The sequence below is a fragment of the Kitasatospora cystarginea genome (genome assembly GCF_039533515.1).
GTDB lineage: Bacteria > Actinomycetota > Actinomycetes > Streptomycetales > Streptomycetaceae > Kitasatospora > Kitasatospora cystarginea.
The window spans coordinates 21,338-45,543 of sequence record NZ_BAAATR010000021.1 but is presented as its reverse complement, the minus strand read 5'-3'; the positions used below and the strand labels follow the sequence as shown (position 1 = coordinate 45,543).

The window sequence follows — 24,206 nt, the reverse complement described above, 5'->3', positions numbered from 1 at the left end:
CACAGTCGAGGCCGATCCGCCGAAGATCCAGGAGCCGCCGTGCAGACCCTCGTGACCACGCCCGTCGGTGAGGCCAGGATCACCCGGTACCCGGCCGCCGGCCGCCCCAGGGCGCTGCTCGCGCTCGGACACGGCGCGGGTGGCGGGGTCGAGGCGATCGACCTGCAGGCGCTGGCCGCCGGACTGCCGGCGCGCGGCATCACGGTCGCGCTGGTCGAGCAGCCCTGGCGGGTCGCGGGCAGGAAGGTCGCCCCCGCGCCGGGGACACTGGACGCGGGCTGGCTTCCGGTGATGGCCCAACTCGCCGGTGAGGGACTGCCGTTGGTGGCCGGCGGTCGCAGTGCCGGGGCCCGGGTGGCCTGCCGGACGGCCGCCGGTGCCGGTGCCGCCGCGGTGCTGGCGCTGGCTTTCCCGCTCCATCCGCCGGGCAAGCCGGAGAAGAGTCGGGCCGAGGAGCTGCTGGGCTCCGGCCGTCCGACCCTGGTGCTGCAGGGGGAGAAGGACACCTTCGGGACGCCGGAGGAGTTCCCGGAGCTGCCCGAGGGGCACCGCCTGGTCGCCGTCCCGTACGGGAGCCACGGCTTCGCCGTGCCCAAGCGGGCGCCGTACGGTCAGGACGAGGCGCTGGAGCTGATCACCGGGGCGGTCGGCGACTGGATCCTCGAGGTCTGCTGAGCGGACTTCGGGAGGAAGTGCGCCGGTAGGACCGACCGGCGCACGACGCTGCGGGCCCCATTTCCGGTCGGCCCAAGTCCGAGGGGGCGGGCGGGAATGCCGGGCGGGGCGCTCTGGTTAACACCACCGTCAGCAGGTGAGCCGCGTGGAAAGGCAGCACACATGGGTTCGATCGCGTGCCACGAGCGGCCGAACGAACGGGCGGCGATGGACGCCGCACTGCCGGTCTGGTCCGAGTGGCTGGCCACGAGCGAGAAGCCGGTGAGCCCGATATCCTCGCTGTCGGGTGGGCCCGCGGTGGGTCGTGCCCGCAAAGCCGAGGAGGTGGGTCCGGTCGTCGGGACCGAGGACGAGGCCGAGTCGGGCGAGGTGCTGCCGGTGAGCGAGGCTCTCACGGGCGACGAGCTGGCCGACGCGATCGGCGAGGACACCTTCCGGGCGTCGGAGAACGAGACCGAGGCGGCCCGGCGGGAGCGCTTCGAGCGCGACGCCCTGGGCTACCTCGACCCGATGTACTCCGCCGCGCTGCGGATGACCCGCAACCCTGCCGACGCCGAGGATCTGCTGCAGGAGGCGTTCGCCAAGGCGTACGCGTCGTTCCACCAGTTCCGTGAGGGCACCAACCTCAAGGCGTGGCTGTACCGGATCCTCACCAACACGTTCATCAACTCGTACCGCAAGAAGCAGCGCGAGCCCCAGCGCACCGCCGCCGAGGAGATCGAGGACTGGCAGCTGGCCCGGGCCGAGTCCCACATGTCGACCGGTCTGCGCTCGGCCGAGGCCCAGGCGCTCGACCATCTTCCGGACAGCGATGTGAAGGACGCCCTCCAGGCCATTCCGGAGGAGTTCCGCATCGCGGTCTACCTCGCGGACGTCGAGGGGTTTGCGTACAAGGAGATCGCGGACATCATGGGTACACCCATCGGTACGGTGATGTCCCGACTGCACCGGGGCCGCCGCCAGTTGCGCGGCATGCTGGAGGACTACGCCCGTGAGCGCGGGCTCGTTCCGGCAGGTAGCGGAGCAGGGCAGGAAGCGAAGGGCGCGGGCTCATGAGCTGCGGCGATCCGCACGACACCGAGTGTGGCGAGGTCCTCGACCACCTCTATGAATTCCTCGACAACGAGATGGCCGAGGGTGATTGCGCCAAGCTGAGGGTGCACTTCGAGGAGTGCTCGCCCTGCCTGGAGAAGTACGGCCTCGAACAGGCCATCAAGGCGCTGATCAAGCGCTCCTGCGGCTGTGACGACACGCCTGCCGACCTGCGCGGCAAGGTTCTGGCCCGGATCGACAGCATCCGCGCCGGGCAGCGCTCCGGTGAGTCGACGCCCACCGTCGAGGTCTCGGCCGAGGAGAGGGCGGGCCACGGCGCGCAGAGCAACGCGCAGAGCTCCCTCGCGACGTCCGAGTAGGCCTCACACCCGGCCGCCCGGTGCGGTCGTACCGTCCCGGTGTGGTCGCGCCATGACCATCGGGCGGTCGAATCACTCGTTCGGGTGAGCTGACAGTGCGTCGACCCGGGCAATGCGTTTTCGCGCCTCCGCACGCCCCGATAGGGCCCTATCCTCCTCTGACGGACCCTCAAGCCGGTGCGGTCCGGCGGGGAACTGCGGCCATGGCGGGGAGGCGGAGATCGCTGGTGAGGACCGAGACGCCGCCGTGGCGGGCGGGGCGGCGCCCGGACTTCGGGAGGCCCGGCGTCCGTGCCGGCGCGCCGTCGGCTGCCTGGCGGCGGTGCCGGTCGCTGCGGCCGGCTGTCTGCTGACCCTGGCACTGCCCGCCGACGGCCCACTGGGCTGGCTGGGCAGCCCGGTCGACTGGTCGGGGGTGGCGCTGCTGGCCTTCCTGCACTGCTGCTGGGACGGTCTGGCTCAGGGCCTGCCCACCCCCTGCCACCGGTTCTGGAGCCTTCTGCTGCGCCGGTCCGACCGTCCGGTGCGGGCGAGCCACGCCGGCAGCCCGGCGTTCTTCCCGGTGCTGTTCGCAGGGGTCCTGATGCTGCCTCCGGCCGCCGCGGCCCTGGTCGCCCTCCCCGCCGCACTGGTGGGGTGCACCGACCGGCGCCGTGCGCTGCGGCGGCTCTGGAACGGCGCGCAGCTCGCCGTCTCGGCCCAGGCCGCCGGGGTGGTCTTCCACCTGACGGACGGCCCACGGCTGTTGCTCGGCTCCGAGGTTCCGGCGGCACTGCTTCCCTCGCTGGCCGCGGTGGCGGCGTTCTGCCTGGTCAACGGCGCCTTGGTGACAGTGATGCGACGGCTCGTCGGACCGCGGCCACCCGGCCGGCCCCGGCCGGGGGCAGCGCTGCGCGGTCCGCTCGCGGTGGTGCTGCCGGCGCTGGTGCACGGGGCCGGCGGTCTGATGGTGGCGCTCCTCTGGCGGGGCCCGTACGGCGCCTTCGCGGCGGTGCTCGCGCTGCTGCCGTTCACCATCTCCGCCTGGGTCTTCGCCCAGGGGCACCGGGAGCGGGTGGCCCAGCAGACCGCCGTCCAGGCGTTGGTGCAGGCCGTGGAGATCAAGGACGCGTACACCAGGGGGCACAGCGAACGGGTCGGCCGGGCGGCCGTGCTGATCGCCGGCCAACTCGGCATGGTGGAGGAGCGGTTGCGCACCCTGCACTTCGCCGGCACGCTGCACGACGTCGGAAAGCTGGGCGTGGCGACCGAACTGCTCCGCAGAAACGGTCCGCTGAGCGAGGAGGAGCGGCGGGCGGTCGAGGTGCACCCGGTCTTCGGGCACGAGCTGATCCGGGACATCGCCTTCCTCGGAGAGGAGGGCCGGGCCGGGATCCTGCACCACCACGAGCGGTTGGACGGGCGAGGCTACCCGGACGGACTGACCGGGGACCGGATCCCCGAGTTCGCCCGGATCATCTCGGTCGCGGACGCCTTCGACTCGATGACCTCCACCCGGTCCTACCGACGCGGCCGGCCGGTCGCCGAGGCGGTCGCCGAGCTGGAGCGGTGTGCGGGCAGCCAGTTCGACCCGGCGATGGTGCGGGCGCTGATCGCGGCGGTCGCGGAGCACGGCTGGGAGCCCGTCCTGCCGCCGCCGGGCGGCTGGGCCGGAGAGGTGCCGGACATCCCGCTGGGTGTGCCGGAGCCCGCCAGGGCGCTCGCCCCGCAGGGGCGCGCGGCGCGTGCGGGTCGCTCGGAGCGCGCGGGTGGCGCGAGGTGAGGCGGGCGCGCGCGGGCGGCGGTGACCGGAGGGCGGCTGCCCGGGCCGGAGAAGGCCGCGCGGCGGTGCGGCGCACCGCGGTACGGCGCCCGGGAGTGCGGTGCGCAGCGGTACGTCGGCCGGCGGCACCGCGCGCAGCAGTACGGGAGGCCGCGGTGCGGTCCGCGGCCGGTCCGGGAGGGTGGTCGGTGTGGTGAGCACCGAGGCGGTCTGGGTACGGGCGGTCCGGCTGACCGCCGCCGCGCTGCTGGCGGCCGGGCTCGGCGAGCTGGTGTGCGACGGACCCGCCGATCCGGTCACCGCGGCCGCCTTCGCCGCCGTGATCGCGATCGGCGAGCGGGTGCGGATCACCCTGCCGGGAGACCGCGAGCAGACGCCGATCGGCACCGCCGCCGCGCTGGCGTACGCGCTGCTCGGCCCGCTGCGCGGGCTGCCGACCTCGCACGGGGTGCTGCAGGTGATCGCGGTCGCCGGTCTCGGGATGGTCAGCGGCGCCGTACCGCCGTTCCGGACGCCGGACCCGGCGAGGGTGGACGCGGTCGCCCGCCGCCTGCTCACGGTCGCCTTCGCGGCCGCCCTGTTCCAGCCGCTGTACGAGAGCGGCGCCCTCGACCGGGCCGACTGCACCGGTCCGGCGTACGGGTTGTTCGTCAGCGGGATCGCCCTGCTCGCCGCGCTCTGCGACGCCGTGCTGGCCGCCGGGCTGCACCGGGCCAGGACCGGCCTGCGGTTCGCCGCCGCGCTGGGGGACGAGCTGCGCTCGCTGCTCGGCATCGGCTCGGCGATCGTCGCCACCGGCATGCTGATCAGCCTGCTGGCGGCCGAGATGGGGCTGTGGGCGCTGCCGCTGTTCTGTACCCCGCTGCTGCTCGCCCAGGCGTCCTTCCGGCGGGCGGCGGCGGTCCGGGCGACCACCGGGCAGACCATCGAGACCCTCGCCCGTGCCACCGAGGTGGCCGGCTACACCCCGCCGGGCCACGCCCGCCGGGTCGCCGACACCGCCTGCGCGCTCGGCCGGGTGCTCGGCCTCGGCACCCGGGACCTGGCCCTGCTGGAGTACGCCGCGCTGATGCACGACATCGGGCAGCTCTCGCTGGTCGAGCCGGTGCCCTGCGGCGCCACCGCCCGGCTGCCGCAGGACGAGCAGCAGCGGATCGCCCGGCTGGGCAGCGAGGTGATCCGGCAGACCGGGGTCCCGCGGCAGGTCGCCCAGCAGGTTGCCCGGCTGGCCGATCCATGCCGCCGCCCCGACGGGTCGGAGGATCCGACCCTGCCGCTGGCCGCCCGGATCATCCGGGTCGCCAACGCGCACGACGAACTGGTCACCCTCGCCCGGCAGCGGGGCCTGCCGGCGCCGGCCGGGCGGCTGGAGGCGCTGGAACTGTTGCGCCTGGAGTGCGGTGACCGGTACGACCCGAGGGTGCTGGCGGTGCTGTCCGGGCTGGGCCGCGGGGACGGCCGGCCGAGGGCGTGACACCGGGGCCGGGGGCGCGTGAGCCCGGCGGTGACGGGGCGGTGAACCCGCTGTGCCGGACCCGCGATTATGACGTAGCGGGGTGGCGAAGCTGACTGAATGGACCTGCGGGGAGCGCAGTCGAAGCCTGCCGTGGTTGGATGCGGTCGTAGCGTGGAACACCGGATCCGGGACCGCCCGGTTCCCGGGGGCGTTCCGGCTGCGGCCACCGGTCCGGTCCACCGGTGCGGTGGCGGATATCGGACTCCGTGCAGGCTCCGTCCGGTGGCGGCCCGGCTCCTCGGGCGGGCACCGGCGGTACTGACGGATGACAACGGCAGGGACGGAACGTGAGGATCTTCCACCGCGCACGGCACCGGCCGTCGGCCACTTGGCGGCAGACGACCGACCGGGCCTTCACCCTGATCGGTGACGGCCGCTACGAGGACGCGGGGGCGCTGCTGGTGATGGCGGCAGACCTGGAGCCGTGGCTCTCCGACTCCTGGTTCAACCTCGCACTGCTGCACAAGTTCCGCCGGGACTGGGACCAGGCGCGCAGCGCCGGTCTGCGCGCCGTGGCCCTGCTCGACCGCGAGCAGGGTGCCCCCGACTGGTGGAACCTCGGCATCACCGCGACCGCCCTGCAGGACTGGCCGCTCGCCCGGCGCGCCTGGCAGGCGTACGGCCTGCGGCTGCCCGCCGGCGACGCGCTGGACAGCCCGGTGTCACTGGACCTCGGCACCACACCCGTCCGGCTCTCCCCGGAGGGCGAGTCCGAGGTGGTCTGGGGCAGACGCCTGGACCCGGCCCGGATCGAGGTGCTCTCCATCCCGCTGCCGTCCTCCGGCCGCCGCTGGGGCGAGGTGGTGCTGCACGACGGCGCGCCGCACGGCGAGCGGGTGGCCGCCGGAGTGGCGTACCCCGTGTTCGACGAGATCGAGCTCTGGGCGCCCTCGCCGGTGCCGACCTTCGTGGTGCTGCTTCAGGCGGCCACCGCCGGTGACCGGGACGCGCTGGAGCGGCTGGTCGCCGACGCCGGCTACGCCGCCGAGGACTGGACCTCCTCGGTGCGGCTGCTCTGCCGGGCCTGTTCGGAGAGCCGGATGGCCGCCGACGACGGCCACACCCATCACCACGACCCGCACGACGACGGCGACTTCGACCACCCCGGCCACCTCAGCCACCTCAGTGGCAGCGGCGGGATGTCCTGGCTGGCCGAGCGCGAGTGCGGGATCGCCGCGCCCGCCGGGCTGGTCCGCCGGCTGCTCGACCGCTGGGTCGCCGCCTCGCCGGGCACCAGGGCCTACCGCGATCTCGAAGAGGTCTGCTGAGCCAAGGACGGTGCCGGGCAAGGACGGTAAGGCCCCGGGTGGGTTTCGGGGCCGTACTCTTGAGCGGTAAACCCAAGTGATCCACGGAAGCGGAAGCGACGATGGCGGACCAGCACAACCACGAGCACGACCATGAGCACGAGGAGCCCGAGGTCACCAAGGTGATCGGCGAGGTGCCCGACCTCTCCAACGCCGAGGCCCGTCCGATCACCGTGGTCGGCAACCCCGTCCTGCACCGCGAGTGCCAGGACGTCACCGCCTTCGACGCCGAACTGTCCACGCTGATCGACGACATGTTCGCCTCGATGTACGCGGCCGAGGGCGTCGGCCTGGCGGCCAACCAGATCGGCGTCGACCTCAAGGTCTTCGTGTACGACTGCCCGGACGACGAGGGCGTCCGCCACATCGGCCACGTCATCAACCCGGTGCTGGAGGAGTTCCCGGCCGACCGCCGCCGGGTCCTGGACGACGGCCACGAGGGCTGCCTCTCGGTCCCCACCGCCTACGCCGAACTCCCGCGTCCCGCCTACGCCGCGGTGCGGGGCCAGGACAAGGACGGCAACCCGGTCCGGGTCGAGGGCACCGGCTTCTTCGCCCGCTGCCTGCAGCACGAGACCGACCACCTGTACGGCTTCCTGTACATCGACAAGCTCTCCAAGCGCGACCGCAAGGACGCCCTGAAGCAGATGGCCGAGGGCACACCCAAGTACGCGACGGTGCCGAACAACTGACGGCAGCGCGAAGGCCGGTACGGGGACTCCCGTACCGCCCTTCGCGCTTGGCGCCCTGGAGGGCGCCGACTCCTAGAAGTCGTCGTCGAAGGAGACCGTGCCCTCGACCGCGACCTGGTAGGCGGAGACCCGGCGCTCGAAGAAGTTGGTCAGCTCCTGGACGTTCTGCAGCTCCATGAACCCGAAGGGGTTGGTGGAGCCGTAGCGGATCGGCAGGCCGAGGCGGGCCAGGCGCTGGTCGGCGACGGCCTCCAGGTACTGGCGCATCGACTCGGTGTTCATGCCGGGCAGGCCGTCACCGCACAGGTCCTGGGCGAACTGGAGCTCGGCCTCCACGGCCTCCTCAAGCATCTCGGTGACCTGCTTGGCCATCTCGTCGTCGAAGAGGTCGGGCTCCTCCTCACGGACGGTGTCGACCACCGAGAAGGCGAAGTCCATGTGCATGGACTCGTCGCGGAACACCCAGTTGGTGCCGGTGGCCAGGCCGTGCAGCAGGCCGCGGCTGCGGAACCAGTACACGTAGGCGAAGGCGCCGTAGAAGAACAGGCCCTCGACGCAGGCGGCGAAGCAGATCAGGTTGAGCAGGAAGGCGCGGCGGTCCTCCTTGCTCTGCAGCGAGTCGATGTGGTCGACCGCGTTCATGTACTTGAAGCAGAACTGCGCCTTCTGGTGGATGGAGGGGATGTTCTCCACCGCCGCGAAGGCGGCCGCGCGGTCGTCCGGGTCGGGCAGGTAGGTGTCGAGCAGCGTCAGGTAGAACTGGACGTGCACGGCCTCCTCGAACAGCTGCCGGGACAGGTAGAGCCGGGCCTCGGGGGAGTTGATGTGCTTGTAGAGGCTCAGCACCACGTTGTTGGCGACGATCGAGTCGCCGGTCGCGAAGAAGGCGACCAGGCGGCCGATCAGGTGCCGCTCGCCCTCGCTCAGCTTGGCGAGGTCGGCGACGTCGGAGTGCAGGTCCACCTCCTCGACGGTCCAGGTGTTCTTGATGGCGTCCCGGTACCGGTCGTAGAACGACGGGTAGCGCATCGGGCGCAGGGTCAGCTCGAAGCCGGGGTCGAGCAGCATCTTGCGGTCCACGTGGTTGTCGGCGCTCTGCGCCGTCGACGAGGGGCGGTGGTCGGGCGACGGGTGGGAGGTCACTGGCAAGCCTCGCAGGACTCGGGGTTCTCCAGGGAGCAGGCGATGGCGGCGGCCTGCTCCTCAGCGGTCATGGTGGGGGAGGGCACGCTCACGGCGGTGGAGCGGGTCGCGGCCTGGGCGATCCGGGTGGCCGGGCGGGAGCGCAGGTAGTAGGTGGTCTTCAGGCCGACCTTCCAGGCGTACGCGTACATCGAGCTGAGCTTGCCGATGGTGGGCGCGGCCATGAAGAGGTTCAGCGACTGGCTCTGGTCCAGGTAGGGCATCCGGGCGGCGGCCAGGTCGATCAGCGCACGCTGCGGCAGCTCCCACGCGGTGCGGTAGAGCGAACGGACCTCGGCGGGCAGCCAGTTGAACTCCTGGACCGAGCCGTTGGAGTCGCGCAGCGCGTCCCGGGTCTGCTGGTCCCAGACGCCCAGCTCCTTCAGCTCCCGCACCAGGTACGGGTTGACCTGGAGGAACTCACCGGACAGGGTCTCGCGCTTGAACAGGTTCGAGACCTGCGGCTCGATGCACTCGTACACACCGGCGATGGACGCGATGGTCGCGGTCGGCGCGATGGCGAGCAGCAGGGAGTTGCGCAGACCGGTCTCGGCGATCTTGGCACGCAGGGCGTCCCAGCGCTCGGTCCACTGCGGGGTCACGTCGAAGTGGTCGATGTGCAGCTGGCCGCGGGCGGCGCGGGTCTCCTCGTACGCCTCGTGGCGGCCGAACTTCTCGGCCAGCTCGCTGGAGCGCTCGTAGGCGGTGAGCATGATGCGCTCGGCGATCAGCGTGGAGAGGTGCTTGGCCTCGGTGGAGTCGAAGTCCAGGCGGAGCTTGAAGAAGACGTCCTGCAGGCCCATCACGCCCAGACCCACCGGCCGCCAGCGGGAGTTGGACGCGCCGGCCTCGGTGGTCGGGTAGAAGTTGATGTCGATGACCCGGTCGAGGAAGGTCACGGCGGTGCGCACGGTGGCGTCCAGCCGCTCCCAGTCCATCGCGCTCACGAGGTCGTCGGCACTGGCGCCGTCGGCCACGTGGGCACCGAGGTTGACCGAGCCGAGGTTGCAGACCGCGGTCTCGGAGTCGTCGGTGACCTCCAGGATCTCGGTGCAGAGGTTGGAGGAGTGCACGGTGCGGCCGGGCAGCGCGGTCTGGTTGGCGGCGCGGTTGGAGGCGTCCTTGAAGGTCATCCAGCCGTTGCCGGTCTGCGCCAGGGTGCGCATCATCCGGGCGTACAGGGTCTGCGCCGGGATGGTGCGGACGGCCTTGCCCTCGGCCTCGGCCTTGCAGTAGGCGGCGTCGAACTCGTCGCCCCACAGGTCGACCAGCTCGGGGACGTCGGCCGGGGAGAACAGCGACCAGTCCTCGTTGGCGTTGACCCGGCGCATGAACTCGTCCGGGATCCAGTGCGCCAGGTTGAGGTTGTGGGTCCGGCGGGCCTCCTCGCCGGTGTTGTCGCGGAGCTCCAGGAACTCCTCGATGTCAGCGTGCCAGGTCTCCAGGTAGACGCAGGCCGCGCCCTTGCGACGGCCGCCCTGGTTGACCGCGGCGACCGAGGAGTCCAGGGTGCGCAGGAACGGGACGATGCCGTTGGACTTGCCGTTGGTGCCCCGGATCAGGCTGCCGCGCGAGCGGATCCGGGAGTAGGACAGGCCGATGCCGCCGGCGTGCTTGGACAGCCGGGCGATCTGCGCGTAGCGGTTGTAGATCGAGTCCAGGTTGTCCAGCGGCGAGTCCAGCAGGTAGCAGCTGGACATCTGCGGGTGCTTGGTGCCGGAGTTGAAGAGCGTCGGGGAGGAGGTCAGGTACTCCAGGCGGCTCATCAGCCGGTAGAGCTCGGCCACCTCGGCCACCGACTGCTCGCTGTCGCCCACCGCGAGGCCCGCCGCCACGCGGAGCAGGAAGTGCTGCGGGGTCTCGATCACCATGCGGGTGATCGGGTGGCGCAGCAGGTAGCGGGACTGCACGGTGCGCAGGCCGAAGTACTCGAAGCGGTCGTCGCCCGACAGGTCGATCAGGGCGTCGAAGGCCTCGGCGTGCTTGGCGACCAGGGCGGCGGTGGCGTCGCCGATCAGCCCCTCGGCGTGGCCGACGGCGATCGAGGCGGAGAACGACACGGCACCCTGGCTCATCGCCTCGTCGGCGATCTCCATGGCGAGCAGGCGGGCGGCCAGCTTCGAGTACTGGGGGTCCTCGGCGATCATCGACGCGGCGGCCTCCACAGCCAGCCCGCGCAGCTCGGCGAAGTCCGAGCCGGCGTGGCGGCCGCGCAGCGCGGCGGCGGCGACGTGGCCGGGGTCCACCTGGGGGAGGTCCACGCTGCGGTCGGTGAGGAGCCGAAGCAGTGCCGCACCGGGGTCGGTCTGGGTGGTGGCGGCGGAACCCTGGGAAGGCAGGGCAACTGAGGCAGCGATGGTCAAGGCGCTTCTCTCCTGGCGGCGGCGTCGGATGAGGATCGTCCGGACCGACATGAGCGCAGGGAGGTGCAGCACGACCGGAGACCGGCGCGCTCTCTACCCCCTGGCCCACCCGCGAGGCCCGGACGTACTGCGGTGCTGCAAGGCATCTGCGGGGAAGCCGTGTGGCACACCGTCGGCAGGTAGCCGGACTTGCGGGGGCCTGGAGAGCCGCCCGCTCACCGCTGCGGGGCAGTCCCGGATTCACACCGGGTTCCCCTGCTTCGACAGCGAGAGCGAGCATACATGTTGTGGCGGTCCGACGATGCGGCACCACATGTAGTGCCGTGTGTCGCAGGCGGACCAACCGCATGGTTGTGCGGGAGGGGTGTTCAGAAGGTGATCGAGTACACCATCAGGTCGATCCCGGGAGCGGCCGTCCAGTCCCGGTCGGGGGTTCGGACGAAGCCCAGGCGCTCGTAGATCCGGTGCGCCGCCTTCATCGCCGGGCGGGTCGAGAAGGCCATCCCGGCCAGCCGGAGCTCCCGACAGCGGGCCATCGCGGCGCGGACCAGGGCCTCTCCGGCGCCGCGTCCGCGGGCCGCCGCGCCGACCGCCAGCATCCGGAGCTCGCCCTCGTGCGGCTCGGCGATGTCGGCCCACTCGGTGCCGCCGACCGCGAGGGTCACACAGCCGAGGACCTGCCGGGTGTGCGGGTCGAGCGCGACGAGGAGTTCGGCCTCCTCGTTGCGGCGCCCGGCGTCCCGGAGGAGCTGGACGTAGCCGCTGTCCGGCGAGGTGTGACCGTCGCCCACGAACGCCTCGACCGTGACTTCACCTGCGGCTTCGAGGTCCTCTTCGAGGGCGCGGCGGATGAGGATGCCCATCCGGACAGTGTGCCCGACGGGAGGGTGCACACGGCAGTCAGGGTGGCGGGCGGGCGGGTGCCGGCGAGGGGTGTGGCGCCGGACGGAGGGCTCGCCGGGCGGGCGCCGGTGGGGAGCAGGGACGCGCTGGCGGGGAAGGCGGAGGCGGCTGGCACGGTGCCGTACGGGCGGTCGGGAAGAACCGGGGCCGAAGGGTGGTTGGGGTCGTCGTGACCGTCATCAGGACCGCCGTAGCCGCCGCCCGGGTCGGGCCCGCCGCCGCGGCCGGTCAGCTCACGGCCGATCAGGAAGCCCAGCAGTCCGAAGCCGCTGATGGCGCCGATCAGGCCGAGCGAGGTCGCGAGGGTCTCGGGAGTCATGTCCTCCACCCTCGTCCGCGCGGGCCGCTGTCACGAGTGGCGGAAACGACCGATTGCGTCGAAATCCTGCCAGCCTCTCGCGGGGTGGGGCGTGCCGATGCCGCGGTGGCCGGCGGCCCGGCCGGCCACGGGGGCGGAAGTCACCGGACGGCGGGCAGGGGAGGGGCGACGGACGAGGGAGGGGCGCGGGGATGCGGAGCGGTGCGCACGGCCCGGCGGTCGACGGCCGCCGCCGTGGGGCCGGGGGCCCGGAGGCGGACGAGGGCGTACGGCATCCTGGGCGGATGCTGAAGAACGTCGCCGCGGTGGTGCTGGAGCCGGTCCACCCGTTCGAACTCGGCGTCGCCTCCGAGGTGTTCGGGCTCGACCGTAGCGACGACGGGCTGCCGGTGTACGACTTCGCCCTCGCTGCCGACCGTCCCGGGCGGCATGCCACCCATGCCGGCTTCGGCCTGGACGTCCCGTACGGGCCGGAGCGGCTGGCCGAGGCGGACCTGATCGTGGTCACCGCGGTCGGACGGCGCGCCGAGTATCCGGAGGCGCTCGTCGAAGCACTGCGCGCGGCAGTCGAGCGCGGGGCGCGCGCGTTGTCCATCTGCAGCGGCAGTTTTCTGCTGGGCGCCGCCGGGCTGCTGGACGGGCGCCGCTCCACCACGCACTGGAAGCACGTCGACGAGATGGCCCGGCGCTTCCCGCGCACCACTGTCGAACCCGACGTGCTCTACGTGGACGACGATCCGGTGATCACCTCCGCCGGGACGGCCGCCGGGATCGACGCCTGCCTGCACCTGGTCCGCAAGCTGCAGGGCGCGGAGGTGGCCCGGGGGATCGCCCGGCGGATGGTGGTCGCCCCGCACCGTGACGGCGGGCAGGCGCAGTTCGTCGACCGGCCGATGCCGGTGTGTGACGCGGACTCGCTCGGCGGGCTGCTGGACTGGCTGCGCCAGCACCTGCACCGTGACCTGACGGTTGATCAACTGGCCGCCCGTGCCCACATGTCGCCCCGCACCTTCGCCCGCCGCTTCCAGCAGGAGACCGGCACCACCCCGCACCGCTGGATCACCAACCAGCGCCTGCTGCTGGCCCAGCGCCTGCTGGAGGGCACCAGTCAGCCCGTGGACGCGGTCGCCGCCCGCTGCGGCTTCGGCAACGCGGCCACCCTCCGGCACCACTTCGGCCGCTGGCTCGGGACGACGCCGCAGGCGTATCGCCGCGCCTTCGCGGGGAGTTGGCCGGATGCGCGGAGCCGGGGTTGACCGGCGGACGGCACCCGGGTGCGGCGAGGCGCGTGAGCGACCCGGCGGCCCGGTGCGGCGTCGGGTGCGCAACTGCCCGGCGGCCCTGGGCGGTCAGGTCAGGTGGGCGACCGAGTTCCAGTGCTCGGGGTTGAGCCGGCCGGCCTGGGAGCGCCACAGGCTGGTCGAGCAGTTGCTCACCGCCCGCAGGTCCAGCAACTCGGGCTCGGTGAGCCGGTCCAGGACGTAGCGCAGCATCAGCACCGTGCAGTCGTGCGCCACCACCAGCACCGCCCGCCCGTCCTCCTCCTCGCAGAGGTCGCGCAGGAAGCTGCGCACCCGCAGGGCCACGTCCAGGAACGATTCGCCACCGGGTGGCCGGTAGTAGAGCTCGCCCATCTTGCGGCGGCGGGCGGCCTCGACGGGGTGCTCCTTCTCGATCGCGGCGGCGGTCAGCATCTCCAGGACGCCGAGTTCTCTGTCCCGCAGCCGCTCGTCGTACCTGACCGCGAGGGAGTCCGGCACCGCGCCGAGGCCACGGGCCCGGTCTAGCGCGATCCGGGCGGTCTCGGCGGTGCGTACGTAGGGGGAGCACCAGACGGCGCGGGGACGGTCGGCGACGGGCAGGCCGGCCCACCAGCGCCCGAGGTCGCGTGCCTGGCGCCGGCCGTGCGGGGAGAGCGGTATGTCGGCGTCCCGGCTGGTGATCGGGACGGTCAGCGCGCCGGTCTCGGCGGCGATCCTGAACTCGACGTTGGCGGTGCTCTCGCCGTGCCGGGTGGCGATCAGGACGGAGGGCAGCGGCCGCAGGGATGCTGCGAGGCGGTGTCCGTTGATGACGCTGGTGAGTTCTGCCATGGCCGGTTCTCCCCGTTGGTGTCCGTGACTCGGTGAGCAGGCGCGAGCCACGCGCACTCCATGGTCGCGCCTAAGACCGACCGGCAATAGGGCCCGCGGCGCCCACGCCCCCCCATCGCCGGCCGGTCCAAGGACGGTTCGCGCCGCGAAAAGATCGCACCGCCACCCCAGTGTTGACGGAGGTGACGGCGCGATCACAGGGCGCACGATTCGGCGCCGAGTGCGCCTGCCCGGATCAGTGCGCCGCTGCGGGCACCGGGGCGTCCTCCAGAGCCCTGTCCCCGGCCTCGGCGCCGTAGTCCGCCGGGCTGGTCTCGTCGGCGCCCTCGGGGGCCTTGACGGCCCGCAGAACGAGGGTGAGCGCGACGGCGACGATCAGGTTGAGCACGAAGGCGGTGAACCCGATGTAGCCGATCTCGCCGATCCCCGGGATCGCCGCGGAGTTGCCGCCGAAGTGCTTGGTGGCCGGCGAGGCGATGCCGTACGCCTTCCAGGTGCCGTACACCATGCCGGCCGCCCAGCCCGCGAGCAGCGCCCAGCGGTGGAACCAACGGGTGAACAGTCCGCCGACGATCGAGACGAAGGTCTGCAGGATCCACAGGCCGCCGAGCAGCTGGAGGTTGATCGCGAGCTGCTTGTCCATGCCCAGCACGAAGACCAGCGCGCCCACCTTCACCAGCAGTGAGGCGATCTTGGCGATCCTGGTCTCCTGCTCGGGCGTGGCGTCCGGCCGGAGGAAGTCCTTGTAGATGTTGCGGGTGAACAGGTTGGCCGCCGCGATCGACATGATCGCCGCCGGCACCAGCGCACCGATGCCGATCGCGGCGAAGGCCACGCCGGTGAACCAGCTCGGGAACAGGTTGTCGAACAGCTGCGGCACGGCCAGCTGGGCGTTGTAGCCCTTGACGCCCTTGCCCACCCCGGCCGCGATGGCCATGAAGCCGAGCAGTGCCAGCAGGCCGAGCATCAGCGAGTAGGCCGGCAGGATCGCCATGTTGCGGCGCACGGTGTTGCGCGACTTGGCGGCCAGCACACCGGTGACGGTGTGCGGGTACATGAAGAGCGCGAGGGACGAGCCGAGCGCCAGGGTCGCGTACGCCCACTGGGCGTCCGGGCCGCTCACCATCGAGCCGACCGGCTTGTGGGTGGCCGGGTTGACCGCGTCGAACTTGGCGGCGGCCGCGTCGAAGATGTGGCCGTACCCGCCGAGGCGCATCGGGATGTAGATCACCGCGACGATGATCACGATGTACACCAGGGCGTCCTTGACGAAGGCGATCAGCGCCGGCGCCCGTAGGCCCGAGGAGTAGGTGTACGCGGCCAGGACCGCGAAGGCCAGGAACAGCGGCAGGTCCTTCATGAACCAGTTGCCGCTGGTGCCGCCCCCGATCCCGAGGGTGTCCAACACGGCCTGGATGCCGACCAGTTGCAGCGCGATGTACGGCATGGTGGCCAGGATTCCGGTCAGCGCGACGGCCGCCGACAGCGCCCTGGAGCCGTACCGCCCGCGCACGAAGTCCGCCGGGGTCACATAGCCGTGCACCCGGGCCACCGACCACAGCCGGGGCAGGAAGAGGAAGACCAGCGGGTACGCGATGATCGTGTACGGCACCGCGAAGAAGCCCGCCGCGCCCGCGCCGTAGACCGCGGCGGGAACGGCGATGAAGGTGTACGCGGTGTACAGGTCGCCGCCGAGCAGGAACCAGGTGATCCAGGTCCCGAAGGACCGGCCGCCCAGCCCCCACTCGTCCAGGTGCAGCGCGTTGTCGGCCTTCCGCCAGCGGGCGGCCAGGAAGCCCAGCACCGTCACCAGCGCGAAGAAGAGCACGAACACCACGAGCGCCGGGACGTTCACTCCGCTCCTCATCGCGGCTCACCGCCCCGGGCGGCCCTGCGCCGCTGCTCGTCGCGGTTCAGCAGCAGGTAGGCGGTCCCGGTGAACAGCGCGGAGACCGGGATCCAGGCGATCTGGTACCAGTAGAAGAACGGCATTCCGCCGAGCGCGGGTGTCAGCTTCGCGTACGACGAGACCCAGAGCAGTGCGACGACCGGTACGGCCAGACTGATTCCGGCGAGCACCCGTTCCGGGGTGACCTGGGGGAGCGCGCCTTCGGGCGCGCCGGCATCGGATTCGGGTACTTCGGACGACATGTGCGGCTCCCGCTGATGAGGGCTCACCTCGTCGGCGCCGCAACGCACGTGGCCGTGCGACCGCCGAGCGGCACCGCCGGTGATCGGCAGTCAGTACGGCAGCGAAATGTAGCCCCAGCAGTGACCTGTGTCACTACCCCGGACCGAAGATCCCGGATGGCGGACGCAGGAGGGGAGCCTTCGGGGCGCGGGAACGGGTACGGGGGCGCCCCAGAGGTCCGCCCCCGTACCGTGCCGCCTCGCCCGGAGGACTACTCCGGGCGCTTGAGGCGGGTGGTGAACTTGTACCGGTCGCCCCGGTAGATGGAGCGGACCCACTCGACCGGAGCGCCGTCGGCGTCGAAGGAGTGCCGGGAGAGCTGGAGCATCGGCAGACCGAGGTCGGAGCCGAGCAGCCCGGCCTCGCGCGGGGTGGCCAGCGTGGTCTCGATGGTTTCTTCGGCCTCGGCCACCGTGACCCCGTACACCTCGCGCAGCGCGGCGTACAGGGAGTCGTGCTTGGCCAGGTTGCGCCGCAGCGCGGGGAAGCGCTTGGCGGAGAGGTGGGCGACCTCGATCGCCATCGGGTCGCCGTTGGCCAGCCGCAGGCGCTCGATCCGCAGCACCCGGCTGCCGGGCTTGATGTCCAGCAGCGGGGCCAGGTGCTCGTCCGCGCCGATGTAGCCGATCTCGATCAGCCGGGAGGTCGGCTCCAGGCCCTGGGCCCGCATGTCCTCGGTGTAGGAGGTGAGCTGCAGTGCCTGGGCGACCTTCGGCTTGGCGACGAAGGTGCCCTTGCCCTGGATGCGCTCCAGGCGGCCTTCGACCACCAGTTCCTGGAGGGCCTGGCGCACGGTGGTGCGGGAGGTGTCGAACTGGGCGGCGAGCGCCCGCTCGGGCGGGACCGGGGTGCCGGCCGGCTGGGTCTCGGTCAGCTGCAGCAGATGGCGCTTGAGACCGTAGTACTTCGGGACGCGGGCGGTCGGGTCGGCCGCTACTTGCGTCGGCAGGCTCTTCGCCTGGGCGTCGTTCACCTGGGCAGTGCTGCCCCCGTCGCTGGTCATCGGCCGTATCTCCTGCTACTTGCGGGGTCGTCCCTGACTCCGCTGCCTCGTTAACGGCACACATCGTTGCACGTATGTCCGGCTGACGGGGAGCTCATCGTGCGATGAACGATGGGCGGTGTCGGCTTGGTAACGGGTGGTCCCGATCGCTCCGGCCACCGTTGACACACCCATTGGTCTAGGCCAAGCTCCAGGCAGCTGGTCTACACCATTGCAGACCGCTCAGAGAACTCCCCACCCCTTCCCATGGGTTGCGACACCAGTACCGCCGTTGTGCTCCGGTATGTCGTCCCCCCGTGGGGGCATCCCGGGCATCCCTCAGGAGGATGGCGTAATGAAGCGTCAGCTCATCGCGGCGGTAGGCGTCGCAGCCATGGTCATCGGCCTCGCGGCCTGTGGTTCGGGCGCCGAGAAGGGCGGCGGCGACAGCGCCGCCCCCAGCAGCCTCACCGTCTGGCTGACCGTGGACGCCCAGCAGAACTGGCCGGACCTGGTGAAGTCCGCCGACGACCAGCTGGCCGCCAAGTACCCGGGCATCAAGATCAATCACGAGTACTACTCGTGGAAGGACAAGAGCCCGAAGCTGGACTCGGTGCTCGCCACCGACCAGGTGCCGGACGTGGTCGAGATGGGCAACACCGAGATGCTGCCCTACATGATCAAGGGGGCGCTGGCCGAGCTGGACACCTCGAAGTTCGAGAACAGCGGTGACTGGCTGGACGGCCTCAAGGCCTCCGCCACCTACAACGGCAAGACCTACGGCGTCCCCTACTACTCGGCCGCCCGCGTCGCCACCTGGCGCAAGGACGTCGCCGCCGACGCCGGGGTGGCCGACACCCCGAAGACCTACCCCGAGCTGACCGCCGACCTGGACAGGATCCAGGCCAAGCAGGGCGACAAGTTCTCGGCCTGGTACCAGCCCTCGCGCGACTGGTACACCGCGATGTCCTTCGTCTACGACGCCGGCGGCGCGATCGCCAAGCAGGACGGCGGCAGGTGGAAGGCCACCCTGGAGAGCCCGGAGGCGATCAAGGGCCTGACCGCCTGGAAGGACGCCCTCGGCAAGTACATGCACGGCGACCTGACCAAGGACGACGCCGACCGCTACATCGTCTACGGCCTGGGCCAGTCCGCCATGATCTACGGCGCCGGCTGGGAGGGCGGTTCCGCCGCCGACCCGAAGTTCGACAAGACCGGCGGCAAGCTCAAGGACAACCTGGCCTCCTTCGTGATGCCCGGCCCGTCCGGCAAGTCGCTGAGCAGCTTCATCGGCGGCTCCGACCTGGCCGTCCCGGTCAAGTCCAAGGCCAGGACCGCCGCCTCGGAGTGGATCGACTTCCTCACCGACGCCAAGGCGCAGGAGGCCCTGATCAAGGCCGGCAACCTGCCGAACAACAAGACGCAGCTGGCCCCGCTGAAGACCGACCCCAAGGTCGGCCCCTCGGCCCAGTCGGCCGAGAACAACTGGTTCGTGCCGACCGCGCCGGGCTGGCTGCAGGTGGAGAAGGCGAACATCCTGCAGAACGCCCTGCAGGACATCGCCCAGGGCAAGAAGACCGTCGAGGCGGCGGTGAAGGACATGGACGGCCAGATCGACGCCGTGATCAACAACGCCTGACAGCCGATCCCCGGCCCGCCGGCCCCACCGAGGGGTCGGCGGGCCCCGGCCGTGAGAGCCACTCGAGAAATCCGCAAGCGCCGGGCGCAGCTGAGGAGCACGTGATGAGTGCCGAGACATCCACCGTGAAGGTGCCGCCGCAACGGCCCTCATCAACCAGTACCGAATCCGGAGCGGCCCGCCCGGCGGAGCGGGGCGGCCGCTTCCGGGGCCAGGCCGCGCCCTGGCTGCTGCTCGCCCCGACCCTGGCCGTGCTGGCCGTGGTCCTCGGTTACCCCCTGGTGCGGCTGGCCGCCCTGTCCTTCCAGAAGTTCGGCCAGTCCCAGCTCTGGGGCTTCCAACCCACCGAGTGGGTCGGCTTCCGGAACTTCACCACCGTGCTCGGCGACGGTGCCTTCTGGGACGTCGTCCTGCGCACCGTCCTGTTCGCCGCGGGCGCGGTGGTGTTCACGATGGTGCTCGGCATGGCGCTGGCGATGCTGCTGATGCGGGTCTCCGGCTGGGTGAAGACGCTGATCAACATCGCGCTGGTGGCGAGCTGGGCGATGCCGATCGTGGTCGCGGTCACCGTCTTCAAGTGGATGTTCGACACCGACTACGGTGTCGCCAACTGGCTGCTGAGCCGGATCCCCGGCCTGGACCTCGACCACCACAACTGGTTCGTCGACTCCACCCAGGGCTTCGTCATCATCATGGCGCTGGTGGTCTGGGGCGCCGTGCCGTTCGTCGCGATCACCCTGCACGCCGGGCTCACCCAGGTGCCCAAGGAACTGGAGGAGGCCGCGCGGATGGACGGCGCCGGAGCCGTCAAGGTCTTCCGCTACGTCACCCTGCCGGTGCTCAGGCCGATCATCGTCATGCTGGCCACCCTGTCGGTCATCTGGGACATGGGCGTCTTCCCCCAGGTCTTCCTGATGCGCGGGGGCCACCCCGAGCCCGAGTACCAGCTGCTCACCACGTACTCGTACGACAGGGCCTTCGTGGTCAACGACTACTCCATGGGTTCGGCCATCGCCCTGCTCACCGTGCTGTTGCTGCTCGGCGTGATCGCCGTGTACATGCGGCAGATGCTGAAGATCGGAGAGGTCGAGTGACGACCGAAGCCAAGCGGCCGCGCCCCAGGGGCCGTGCGCCGTACAACCTGATCGGCCTGCTGGTCGCCGCGGTGATGGGCTTCCCGGTGTACTGGATGGTCAACACCGCGCTGAAGCCGGCCAGGGACTCCATCTCACCGGCCCCGAAGTTCCTGCCCTTCCCGCTGTCGTTGGAGAACTTCCACCGGGCGCTGCAGATCTCCGACTTCTGGGGACCGGTCACCCGCAGCCTGATCATCGCGGGCTCCACCGTGGGCATCGGCCTGGTGGTCGGCCTGTTGGCGGCACTGGCGATCTCGCGGTTCGCCTTCCGCGGCCGCAAGGTGGTCATCGTGGGCATCCTGACGGTGCAGATGGTGCCGCTGGTCGCGATGATCATCCCGGTCTTCCTGCTGCTCAACGACCTCGGCCAGTACAACAAGCTGACCGGGATCATCCTGACCTACCTGACCTTCGTGCTCCCCTTCACGGTCTGGACCCTGCGCGGTTTCATCGTGAACATCCCCAAGGAGCTGGAGGAGTCCGCGATGGTGGACGGCTGCACCCGCACGGGCGCCTTCCTCAGGGTGGTCTTCCCGCTGCTCGCCCCCGGCCTGGTCGCCACCGCCGTCTACGGCTTCATCCAGGCGTGGAACGAGTACCTGTACGCGCTTCAGCTGCTCAGCCAGCAGAACACCACCGCCACCGTCTGGCTCGGCAACTTCACCACCACCCGCGGCACCGAGTACGCGCCGATGATGGCCGGTTCGACCATGATGGCCATCCCAGTGGTGATCTTCTTCCTGCTGGTCCAGCGCCGTATCGCCTCCGGCCTCACGGCCGGCGCCGTGAAGGGGTGACACAAGGATGAGCGTTCTCGTCCCCGCCGCCGCGGACAGCGACCAGCTGCACCGCGACGCCCTGACGGTCCTGCAGCCAGGCTTCGTCGGCACCGCCCCGCCCGACTGGCTGCGCCGCCACCTGGCGGCCGGCCTCGGCTCGGTCGCCCTGTTCGGGCGGAACGTCACCGATCCCGGGCAGCTGGCCGCGCTGACCGCTGCGCTGCGCTCGGAGAACCCGGACGTGCTGGTCGCCATCGACGAGGAGGGCGGCGACGTCACCCGGCTGGAGGCCGGTTCCGGCTCCTCCTGGCCGGGCAACCTGGCCCTCGGCGCGATCGACGATCCCGCACTCACCCGGGACGTCGCCCGCGAACTGGGCCGGGCGCTGGCCGCCTGCGGCATCAACTACAACTGGGCGCCGTCGGCCGACGTCAACTCCAACCCGCGCAACCCGGTGATCGGGGTGCGCTCCTTCGGCGCCGATCCGAAGCTGTGTGCCCGGCACACCGCCGCCTGGGTGGAGGGCCTGCAGTCGGTCGGCGTGGCCGCCTGCGCCAAGCACTTCCCCGGCCACGGCGACACCGCCGTCGACTCCCACCTCGGCCTGCCCGTGGTGGACGTGGACGTGGACCTGCTGAGCTCGCGCGACCTGGTCCCGTTCAGGGCCGCGATCGAGGCCGGTGCCAAGGCCGTGATGACCGCGCACATCATGATCCCGGCGCTGGACCCGAAGCTGCCCGCCACCCTCAGCCGGGCCGTGCTCGGTGACCTGCTGCGCGGCTCGCTGGGCTACCAGGGCCTGATCGTCACCGACGGCATCGAGATGGGCGCCATCGCCGACACCTACGGCACCGCCGAGGGCACCGTCCTCGCGCTGACCGCCGGGGCCGACGCGATCTGCGTCGGCGGCGGTCTGGCCGACGAGGAGACGGTGCTGCACCTGCGCGACGCCATCGTGGCGGCGGTCCGCACCGGCCGCCTGGCCGAGGAGCGCCTGGCGGACGCGGCCGAGCGGGTCAGGCACCTGGGCGGCTGGGCCCGGACCGAGGCCCAGGGCGAACTGGCCGGGCCCGACCTGGCGATCGGTCTGCGGGCCGCCCGCCGGGCCCTGCGGGTGGTCCGGGCTCCGGGCGCGCCCGGAGCCCCGGTGACCGAGCGCCCGTACGTGGCGTCCTTCTCCCCTCAGGCCAACATCGCGGTGGGCGGCGAGACCCCGTGGGGCGTGGCCGGCATGCTGGCGGCCCGCTTCCCGGGCACCCGTACCGCCCGGTTCGGCCCGGACGCCGAGCCGGACGGGATGGCGGCCCGGGTGCTCGCCGAGGCGGCCGGCCGCAGGCTGGTCCTGGTGGTCCGGGACGCGCACCGCCACCCCTGGATGTCCGCGGCCCTGGAGCGGCTGGTGGCGGCCCGCCCGGACGCGCTGGTGGTGGAGATGGGCGTGCCGCAGGCCGTACCGGTGGGGGCACTGCACATCTCCACCCATGGCGCGGCGCGGGTCTGCGGGCTGGCCGCCGTCGAGGTGCTGACCGGGCAGGCGGTCTGATCCGCGGTGACGGCCCGGGGCCCGCCGGATGCTGCACTCCGGCCGGCCCCGGGCCATGACCGTTCCGTGCCGGCCGCGCGGCCGCCGCGGACCCTCGCGAGCCGCAGTACCGCCGGCGCCGCAGGACGCCGGCGGGGGTCCTTCCGAAGCGTCCAGCGGCGGGGGAGGGGCGGCACACCGAGTGTGCTGGGGGCGGGCCCTCCCGTAGGATCGCCGGAGGAATCATTCGCAGCGAGTGTGCGGACTCGCCGCCGAAAAGTGGGTCCCCGTCAGGCGTCCGTCCGACGGGGTTCAACCATCTCATCGGAGGCACATCCAGATGTCCGACCCGCAGACCGCTTCCGTCCCCGGCCGGATCATGGCGGCGGAGATGGCCGAGCAGCCGGCCGTCCTGCAGCGCATCCTCGACGAGGGCGCACCGGGAATCCGCGAGATCGCGGCCCAGATCGCCGCCCGCAACCCGCGCTTCGTCCTGCTGACCGCACGCGGCACGTCCGACAACGCGGCGCTGTACGCGAAGTACCTGATCGAGGTCCTGCTGGGCAAGCCGGCCGGTCTGACCTCGATGTCCACCACCACGGCCTACGGCGCCAAGCCGGACCTCACCGATGTGCTGGTGATCACCGTCAGCCAGTCCGGCGGCTCGCCCGACCTGGTGGCCTCCACCAAGGCGGCCCGGGAGGCCGGCGCCATCACCCTGGCGGTCACCAACAACGCCGCGTCGCCGCTGGCCGAGGTCTCCGAGTTCCACATCGACGTGCTGGCGGGCCCGGAGCAGGCGCTGCCGGCCACCAAGACCTACACCGCCGAGCTGCTCGCGCTGTACCTGCTCGTCGAGGGACTGCGCGGGAGCGACGGCGCGGCGGCCAAGGTGCTGCCCGAGCTGGCCGCCCAGGTCCTGGCCCGCCGGAGCGAGGTCAGGAAGCTGGCCGAGCGGTACCGCTTCGCCCAGCGCCTGGTCATCACCTCGCGCGGCTACGGCTACCCGACCGCCCGTGAGGCGGCCCTGAAGCTGATGGAGACCACGTACATCCCGGCCTCCCCGTTCTCCGGCGCCGACCTGCTGCACGGTCCGCTGGCGATGGTGGACAACGTCTCCCCGGTGATCGCGATCGTGCCGGACGGCAAGGGCGGCGAGGCGCTGCAGCCGGTCCTCGACAGGCTGCGCGGCCGGGGCGCCGACCTGGTCGTCATCGGCCAGCAGGACCAGGTGGACGCCGCCTCCGCCGGCTTCGCGCTCCCGGCCGGCGTCCCCGAGGAGGTCCAGCCGATCCTGGAGATCCTCCCGCTCCAGCAGTTGGCCTACGAGGTCACCATCGCCCGAGGTCAGGACCCGGACGCCCCCCGCGCCCTCGCCAAGGTCACCGAGACCCACTGACCCGCGGACCCGCTGACCCGGAAGCCCCCGGCCGTCGACGGCCGGGGGCTTCCGGGTCTGTGTGGGGGCTCGGAGCAGGGTGGTGACGCGGCCCGGTACCCGTCCGCGGAGTGCCGCGGTTCGAGGCGGGAAGCACTACGGGCCACGGCGCCGGCACAGGACCCTCAACCCGTGCGGCACCGCAGCCCGGAGCTGTCGTCGGGCGCCTCGACCGGCCGATGGCTGTGCGGGGCCTTCGGACGGTGGGCGACCGACCGAGGAGCTGCCTCGCGCGGTCAGGGCAGTTGCGCGGTGGGCCGCTCCTTGGTGCACTTTCATTGTGGACTAGACCAAT

At 71.8% G+C, this 24,206-nt stretch carries 20 protein-coding genes and 1 riboswitch; of the genes, 13 read left to right on the top strand and 7 right to left on the bottom strand.

Annotated elements, in window-relative coordinates; all coding sequences use genetic code 11:
* Positions 1–39 precede the first annotated feature (39 nt).
* The 7 genes from ABD369_RS22585 to def all read left to right on the top strand — a co-directional run bounded on the left by ABD369_RS22585 (position 40) and on the right by def (position 7,364).
* Positions 40–675, top strand: a complete 636-nt coding sequence (locus ABD369_RS22585) for an alpha/beta hydrolase family protein (RefSeq protein ID WP_344638318.1) — start codon at positions 40–42, stop codon at positions 673–675.
* Positions 676–1,080: 405 nt separating this feature from the next.
* Positions 1,081–1,731: a sigma-70 family RNA polymerase sigma factor gene (locus ABD369_RS22580; RefSeq protein ID WP_425557734.1), complete on the top strand. Its 651-nt coding sequence runs from the start codon at positions 1,081–1,083 to the stop codon at positions 1,729–1,731.
* A complete protein-coding gene (gene rsrA / locus ABD369_RS22575) occupies positions 1,728–2,087 on the top strand; it encodes a mycothiol system anti-sigma-R factor (RefSeq protein WP_344638317.1) in 360 nt (119 codons plus the stop codon). Before ABD369_RS22580 ends, rsrA begins: the two co-directional genes overlap by 4 nt.
* Before the next feature lie 322 nt (positions 2,088–2,409).
* Positions 2,410–3,849 carry an HD-GYP domain-containing protein gene (locus ABD369_RS22570; RefSeq protein ID WP_344638316.1) on the top strand — a complete coding sequence of 480 codons (1,440 nt, stop codon included), beginning with the start codon at positions 2,410–2,412 and terminating at the stop codon, positions 3,847–3,849.
* Positions 3,850–4,039: 190 nt separating this feature from the next.
* Entirely contained in the window at positions 4,040–5,323 is a 1,284-nt protein-coding gene (locus tag ABD369_RS22565; protein WP_344638315.1) for an HD-GYP domain-containing protein, read from the top strand.
* 329 nt (positions 5,324–5,652) lie between these two features.
* Complete coding sequence (locus tag ABD369_RS22560; protein WP_344638314.1) at positions 5,653–6,633, top strand: tetratricopeptide repeat protein; 981 nt, start codon at positions 5,653–5,655, stop codon at positions 6,631–6,633.
* A 101-nt stretch (positions 6,634–6,734) separates the two neighbouring features.
* Positions 6,735–7,364 (top strand): peptide deformylase, encoded by a 630-nt coding sequence (def, locus tag ABD369_RS22555; protein ID WP_344638313.1) that lies wholly within the window; start codon positions 6,735–6,737, stop codon positions 7,362–7,364.
* A gap of 72 nt (positions 7,365–7,436) precedes the next feature.
* Here the strand turns inward: def and ABD369_RS22550 are convergent, their stop codons facing one another.
* From ABD369_RS22550 to ABD369_RS22540, 3 genes are all read right to left on the bottom strand, one after another.
* A complete protein-coding gene (locus ABD369_RS22550) occupies positions 7,437–8,432 on the bottom strand; it encodes a ribonucleotide-diphosphate reductase subunit beta (RefSeq protein WP_344638398.1) in 996 nt (331 codons plus the stop codon).
* 71 nt (positions 8,433–8,503) lie between these two features.
* Entirely contained in the window at positions 8,504–10,909 is a 2,406-nt protein-coding gene (locus tag ABD369_RS22545) for a ribonucleoside-diphosphate reductase subunit alpha (RefSeq protein ID WP_344638312.1), read from the bottom strand.
* Positions 10,910–11,066: 157 nt separating this feature from the next.
* A riboswitch (cobalamin riboswitch) is annotated at positions 11,067–11,224 on the bottom strand.
* A gap of 53 nt (positions 11,225–11,277) precedes the next feature.
* Entirely contained in the window at positions 11,278–11,772 is a 495-nt protein-coding gene (locus tag ABD369_RS22540; protein WP_344638311.1) for a GNAT family N-acetyltransferase, read from the bottom strand.
* A 643-nt stretch (positions 11,773–12,415) separates the two neighbouring features.
* On the opposite strand from ABD369_RS22540, the gene ABD369_RS22535 reads away from it, so the two are divergent.
* On the top strand, positions 12,416–13,387 hold the full coding sequence (locus ABD369_RS22535) for a helix-turn-helix domain-containing protein (RefSeq protein WP_344638310.1): 972 nt from the start codon (positions 12,416–12,418) through the stop codon (positions 13,385–13,387).
* 93 nt (positions 13,388–13,480) lie between these two features.
* Here the strand turns inward: ABD369_RS22535 and ABD369_RS22530 are convergent, their stop codons facing one another.
* The 4 genes from ABD369_RS22530 to ABD369_RS22515 form a co-directional block, all read right to left on the bottom strand.
* Entirely contained in the window at positions 13,481–14,224 is a 744-nt protein-coding gene (locus tag ABD369_RS22530; protein ID WP_344638309.1) for a histidine phosphatase family protein, read from the bottom strand.
* A gap of 235 nt (positions 14,225–14,459) precedes the next feature.
* Positions 14,460–16,091: a monocarboxylate uptake permease MctP gene (gene mctP, locus ABD369_RS22525; RefSeq protein ID WP_344638308.1), complete on the bottom strand. Its 1,632-nt coding sequence runs from the start codon at positions 16,089–16,091 to the stop codon at positions 14,460–14,462.
* Positions 16,088–16,375, bottom strand: a complete 288-nt coding sequence (locus tag ABD369_RS22520) for a DUF3311 domain-containing protein (protein ID WP_344638307.1) — start codon at positions 16,373–16,375, stop codon at positions 16,088–16,090. The genes mctP and ABD369_RS22520 overlap by 4 nt, the downstream gene beginning before the upstream one ends.
* A gap of 251 nt (positions 16,376–16,626) precedes the next feature.
* Positions 16,627–17,418, bottom strand: coding sequence for a GntR family transcriptional regulator (locus ABD369_RS22515; RefSeq protein WP_344638306.1), 792 nt, complete (start codon positions 17,416–17,418; stop codon positions 16,627–16,629).
* Positions 17,419–17,752: 334 nt separating this feature from the next.
* Here ABD369_RS22515 and ABD369_RS22510 point away from each other — a divergent pair, with 334 nt between their 5' ends.
* The 5 genes from ABD369_RS22510 (at position 17,753) to ABD369_RS22490 (ending at position 23,872) form a co-directional block, all read left to right on the top strand.
* Positions 17,753–19,036 (top strand): extracellular solute-binding protein, encoded by a 1,284-nt coding sequence (locus ABD369_RS22510; protein ID WP_344638305.1) that lies wholly within the window; start codon positions 17,753–17,755, stop codon positions 19,034–19,036.
* A gap of 104 nt (positions 19,037–19,140) precedes the next feature.
* Entirely contained in the window at positions 19,141–20,130 is a 990-nt protein-coding gene (locus tag ABD369_RS22505) for a carbohydrate ABC transporter permease (RefSeq protein WP_344638304.1), read from the top strand.
* Between the two features lie 74 nt (positions 20,131–20,204).
* A complete protein-coding gene (locus tag ABD369_RS22500; RefSeq protein ID WP_344638397.1) occupies positions 20,205–20,969 on the top strand; it encodes a carbohydrate ABC transporter permease in 765 nt (254 codons plus the stop codon).
* A 7-nt stretch (positions 20,970–20,976) separates the two neighbouring features.
* Positions 20,977–22,494: a glycoside hydrolase family 3 protein gene (locus tag ABD369_RS22495; protein WP_344638303.1), complete on the top strand. Its 1,518-nt coding sequence runs from the start codon at positions 20,977–20,979 to the stop codon at positions 22,492–22,494.
* Positions 22,495–22,813: 319 nt separating this feature from the next.
* Positions 22,814–23,872: an SIS domain-containing protein gene (locus ABD369_RS22490; RefSeq protein ID WP_344638302.1), complete on the top strand. Its 1,059-nt coding sequence runs from the start codon at positions 22,814–22,816 to the stop codon at positions 23,870–23,872.
* Positions 23,873–24,206 lie beyond the last annotated feature (334 nt).